The sequence below is a fragment of the Acidaminococcus intestini DSM 21505 genome (genome assembly GCF_000425045.1).
In the GTDB taxonomy this organism is placed as follows: Bacteria; Bacillota; Negativicutes; order Acidaminococcales; family Acidaminococcaceae; genus Acidaminococcus; species Acidaminococcus intestini.
The window spans coordinates 1-5,138 of the sequence record NZ_AULA01000050.1 but is presented as its reverse complement, the minus strand read 5'-3'; the positions used below and the strand labels follow the sequence as shown (position 1 = coordinate 5,138).

Sequence of the window (5,138 nt, the reverse complement as noted above, 5' to 3'; positions counted from 1 at the left end):
TGTATTTACGAACCCATTGGTACAAAAGACTATAGCTCATACCATATTGACAGGCGACAGCCATCATTGACTGTCCGGCATTTACTTGTGAAACCAATTCAAGTTTCTCCTCTGGGGACCATGCCTTGTAATGTGCTTTGTGACACAATGCTTCCGGTCCGCCAGCCTGTTCGATACGATTCCAAGTACGAATCTTGTTACGAAAATTTGCTGTTTTAATTCCTTTAGGTGTTTTTACCCACTTACCTTGACGATAAAGTTCTACACACATCAGCTTAAATTCAGTCGTATAACGCAAAATGTACCCTCCTTACTGGGTGTCCAGTAAAGAGGGTACATTTCATTCGAGCAGCTGTTTTTTTGGGCTTATTGGGGCGCCTGTCCATCCTTATGGGGAAGGAATCGGAAAAATTTCCGTGTCAGGTACAAGGATAGACAAAAAGCACATAAATCGGATAGGGATTGGCACCAGATCAACCCCGTAAGGCCAAAGATGCGAGGCACAATGAGAACAAAAGGAATCAGGAAAAGCCCTGTCCGTCCGATGGAAATAAGGACAGCCCCAGTTGTGCGTCTTGTGACCTGCAAAAGCATATTGGCAATGATTACGAGAGCCAGTGTGGTAAATGTAACGCATTGGGCCCGGAGCGCCTGAGTCCCTATGGAAATGACGAGGGGATCGTCTCGGAACAAACGGAGGATGGGATCGGCAAAGAAAAAGCCTGCAAGGCTTGCCGTAAGTCCAACCGCTGTATTCAGGCGAAGAGAAAAGGCAAATCCGTCCCGCAGCCGTTGGTAGGACCTTGCGCCATAACTAAAACCGCAGACAGGCTGGAACCCTTGCCCAATACCAATGATGGCAGACGCACCAATAAAAGCAAGCCGCGTGACAATGCTCATGGCCGCGATAGCGGCGTCCCCAAAGGCCCCAGCTGCCACATTAAGACTGATCGTTGCAAGACTTGCCGTCCCCTGCCTAAATAAAGAGGGCAGACCGCCGGCCGTAATTTCCTTGAAAAGGGCGGCCGACGGATGGAAATCGCGGAACCTTATAGGAATATTGCCGCCTTTGTGGGTCATGACAAGAAGGATAAAGAAACTAAAGCATTGGCTGATGACCGTCGCGTATGCAGCCCCTGATACCCCAAGGCCAAAGAAAAAGATAAATAGAGGATCAAGGAGCATATTAAGGACCCCTCCGGCCATGATGCCCACCATCCCAAAGGCACTGTTTCCTTGAAACCGCAGATGGTTATTCATAAGAAGGGAACACATCATGACAGGCGCTCCGCACATGATGATGGCTAGATAAGAAGCAGCATGAGGCAGGATGGTTGGCGTGGACCCTGTCAACTGGGCAATGTCCCGCGCATTGAAATGCCCAATGAGCAAAAGAAAGAGACCGCAAATAAAAGCATAAAAGAAGCTCGTACTTGCCATGGTGCGTGCATTTTGGATTCGCTGAGCTCCCAGTTCTCGGGCCATGTAGGTTCCCGATCCCTGGCCAAAGAAAAAACCAAGAGCCTGGATGATGGACATGCTGGCAAAGGTCACACCCACCGCGGCGGTGGAACTAGTGTCCAGCTTGCTCACAAAAAACGTATCGGCCATGTTGTAAAAGCTAGTGGTCAGCATACTTAAAATGGAAGGAATGGCAAGTTTTAAAATGAGTCGATCCACGGGTGCTTCCAGCATCTCGTGGAATTTTTCAGTGCGTTTATCTTGTTTATTCTGCATGGGATTCTACCGGTGCTTTCTTATAATGGAATCTGGAAATCATCCAAGGTTCCCCCTATTTTACCATAGTTCCCGTCATTTTGCAGAATCTTCAAAAGCTATACTGAAAAAAGCGTCTCTTTTCTAAGTTGACTGAAAAAATCAGGCAATTCTCTTTTTTCCCTGCACAATATGTTACAATTAGTTTACATAGATTTTACATTTTCCATAAAGGAGGAGTTTTACGATGAAAATGAAAAGATTGCTCGCAGCTTCCGCTCTTTGTGCCATGACCCTTGCTCTTGCGGCTTGCGGCGGTAAAAAGGAAGCGGCTAAATCAGGCGGAGCTTGGAAGCCAGAAAAGGACATCCATGTCATTGTTGCTTACAAAGCAGGGTCCGGTACGGATACTGGTGCCCGTATTCTTTGCAAGGATGCAGAAAAACATATTGGAAAGACCCTAATTGTTGATAATAAACCAGGAGCAGACGGAAAAATTGGCTGGACAGAACTCTCCAAAGCCAAGCCGGATGGATACACCATTGGCTATATCAACCTACCGACCTATACGACCCTGGCCCTGCAAAAAGGATCCGCCTTCAATGAGAAGAGTATCGTGCCCATTGCCAATCATCTGAAGGAAACGAGTGTTGTTGTCGTCCGTGCGGACAGCAAGTGGAAGACGCTGAAGGATCTTGTGGCAGACGCCCAACAAAACCCCGGAAAACTCAAAGCTTCCACCAACGGGGTACAGGCATCCAATCACACGGCTGCCCAGCTCCTTGCAAAATCGGCTAAATTCGAATACAATGCCGTTCCTTACGGCGGCACGGCCGATCAGCTCCTTGCCCTGCGCCAAGGCGAAGTGGACTTTTCCTGTGCCAAGGTTGGCGACGTTGAACCTCTGATTGGCGGGGCTTCCCCAGTGCTTCGCGTGCTCGGCGTTTACTCGGAAAAACGGCTGGACAATCTGAAGGATGTCCCGACCTTGGGTGAATTGGGCTATTACAACAAGTGGTATGGTACGGCCCGCGCGCTTGTGGCTCCAAAAGGGACGCCGGATAATATCATCAACTATTATGTCAATATCTTCAAGATTGTCATGACTGATGAACAAACCATCCGTGACCATAAAAATGCCGGTCTTACCATGGACTATCTTGACAACAAACAGCTTGGGGAACTGATCAGCCAGCAGCTCGAATTCTGCCGGGATGTTGTTTCCAAGCTCTACACCAAATAATCCTAAGGAGTCAATTCATCTATGAAAAAATCAGAACTTGCCATAGTGTTTTTTATGCTGGCATTTTGCGGATTTTTCTATCATGAAACGTTGCTGCTTCCAGAAAAAGCACAGCATTATCCGCTCTTTGTCATCTCGCTCCTGGCGGTTCTGTCCGTGCTGCAGCTGGTCAAAATGCTGATTGGCTGCCACGGGCACTTTTCCCTCGTCAGCGATGCTGATGTCGTTTGGAAGGATTTCTTGCCTCGTCAATTTGTGACCTTCTTCCTTGCGTCCATCCTCTTTTTCGTGGGAATGTATTTCATTGGATTCTATCTGACGGCTATTCTTTATATGGGCTTTATGATGCACTATTTCAAGATTGAAAAAAAGTATATCGTCTTGACCACAGCAGTCCTTTTGGCCCTTATCTACGGAGTCTTCAGTGAATCCTTGAATGTACCGCTGCCAGTAGGCGAACTGTTCTATGATATTCTTTAAGGAGGCCGCGACAGAATGGAAAATCAATATGCATTAATGATGGCGGGCTTCCTCAATGCCTTGACACCAACCAACCTTATTGTCATGCTCCTATCGGTTACAATGGGCATCATCATTGGCTGCATGCCGGGACTGTCAGCTGCTATGGGCGTAGCCCTTCTGCTGCCCCTGACCTTCGGTATGGAGCCATCATCGGGACTTATCATGCTGGGCGGGATTTACTGCGGCGCCATTTTTGGCGGCTCAATTTCTGCTATTTTGATTCACACCCCCGGAACCCCAGCTTCTGCTGCAACGGCCATTGACGGTTACGCCATGACCCTCAAGGGAAAAGCGGGCAAGGCCTTGGGAACAGCCTGCACGGCTTCCTTTTTTGGCGGCCTGTTGTCCTGTCTTTCCCTCTATTTCTTTGCTCCCATCTTAGCAGAACTTGCCATGAAATTTGGCAGTCCTGAATATTTTTGGTTAAGCTTATTCGGCCTTACCATCATTGCAGGCATCAACTCCGACTCCATGATCTTGGGGCTTATGAGCGGAGCCTTTGGCCTTGTTCTTTCCACCATCGGCATGGACCCTATGGAAGGAGTGGAACGGTTCATGTTCGGCCAGGATGCCCTTTATAATGGCGTCAATATTACAGGTGCCTTGATTGGCCTTTTCTCCCTATCCCAGGCTTTCATCCTTGCGGAAAAAGCCATTGTCAAACGGGCTAGGGCCGCTCACTTTGATGATTCCATCATCCTGACAAAAAGTGAACTCAAACAGATTACACCAACGGTTCTGCGCAGCTGGATCATCGGCAACATCATCGGGATCCTTCCCGGCGCCGGGGCTTCCATTGCCTGCTTCATGGGCTATAATGAAGCCAAACGTTTTTCAAAGCATCCAGAAGAGTTTGGTCATGGCTCCATTGAAGGGATTGCCGGTTCTGAGGCGGCCAATAATGCTGTTACGGGCGGTTCCCTCATCCCTACCCTCACTTTGGGCATCCCTGGCGAGAGCGTTACAGCTGTCCTCATGGGCGGGCTCATCATTCAAGGGCTTCAGCCCGGACCTGAGCTCTTTACAAAGTATGCAGACATGACGTATACTTTCTTTGGTGGATTTGTCTTTATTCAGTTCTTTATGCTGGCCATCGGCCTTGTAGGCTCTCGACTCTTTGCCAAGATTGCCCGTATCTCCGATGCCATCTTGATCCCAAGCATCTTTGTCCTTTGCGTTGTCGGTTCCTTTGCCATCAACAACAACTTCTTTGATGTCGTTGTCATGTTTTTGTTTGGCATTGTGGGCTATATTATGCGTAAGGTCAATATGAATACGGCCGCTGTTGTCCTGGCTCTCATCTTAGGCCCCTTGGGGGAGCGCGGGCTGCGCCGGAGCCTCTCCCTTTCTGGCGGCGACATCAGTGTCCTTTTCTCAACGACCATCTGCCAAGTGCTCATTGCACTAAGCCTGCTGTCCCTTTTATCCCCACTATTTGTCAAGCTCTACAAGGGCAGTAAAAAAACAAAATGAATTTGCCCATCTGACATCAAAATTTAATTGCGATGAAAGAGGCCTGTCACTTTCTAAGCCGCATTGATGTGTACCCCAAAAACTGGACGCATATAAATTAGTTAAATGGCATTAGTGGATGTTTCCCGATATATTTCGGGAGGCATCCATTTTGTTTTTTTCTGAATCCTTTCCTTGTTGAAAT

The 5,138-nt window shown here is 48.2% G+C and carries 5 protein-coding genes; 3 read left to right on the top strand and 2 right to left on the bottom strand.

Features of this window, described 5'->3' with window-relative positions; translation table 11 throughout:
• Positions 1 to 298, bottom strand: a 298-nt coding sequence (locus H503_RS0110795; protein ID WP_026385381.1) for a transposase, incomplete at its 3' end; no start/stop codon positions are given.
• A 68-nt stretch (positions 299 to 366) separates the two neighbouring features.
• A complete protein-coding gene (locus H503_RS0110790; protein ID WP_009015260.1) occupies positions 367 to 1,737 on the bottom strand; it encodes an MATE family efflux transporter in 1,371 nt (456 codons plus the stop codon).
• Positions 1,738 to 1,963: 226 nt separating this feature from the next.
• On the opposite strand from H503_RS0110790, the gene H503_RS0110785 reads away from it, so the two are divergent.
• Genes H503_RS0110785 through H503_RS0110775 form a run of 3 tightly spaced genes read left to right on the top strand, consistent with a single transcriptional unit; the run spans position 1,964 to position 4,954 of the window.
• On the top strand, positions 1,964 to 2,959 hold the full coding sequence (locus H503_RS0110785) for a Bug family tripartite tricarboxylate transporter substrate binding protein (protein WP_016459527.1): 996 nt from the start codon (positions 1,964 to 1,966) through the stop codon (positions 2,957 to 2,959).
• A gap of 21 nt (positions 2,960 to 2,980) precedes the next feature.
• Positions 2,981 to 3,439 carry a tripartite tricarboxylate transporter TctB family protein gene (locus H503_RS0110780; protein ID WP_009015262.1) on the top strand — a complete coding sequence of 153 codons (459 nt, stop codon included), beginning with the start codon at positions 2,981 to 2,983 and terminating at the stop codon, positions 3,437 to 3,439.
• 15 nt (positions 3,440 to 3,454) lie between these two features.
• Positions 3,455 to 4,954 (top strand): tripartite tricarboxylate transporter permease, encoded by a 1,500-nt coding sequence (locus H503_RS0110775; protein ID WP_014128452.1) that lies wholly within the window; start codon positions 3,455 to 3,457, stop codon positions 4,952 to 4,954.
• Positions 4,955 to 5,138: the final 184 nt, after the last annotated feature.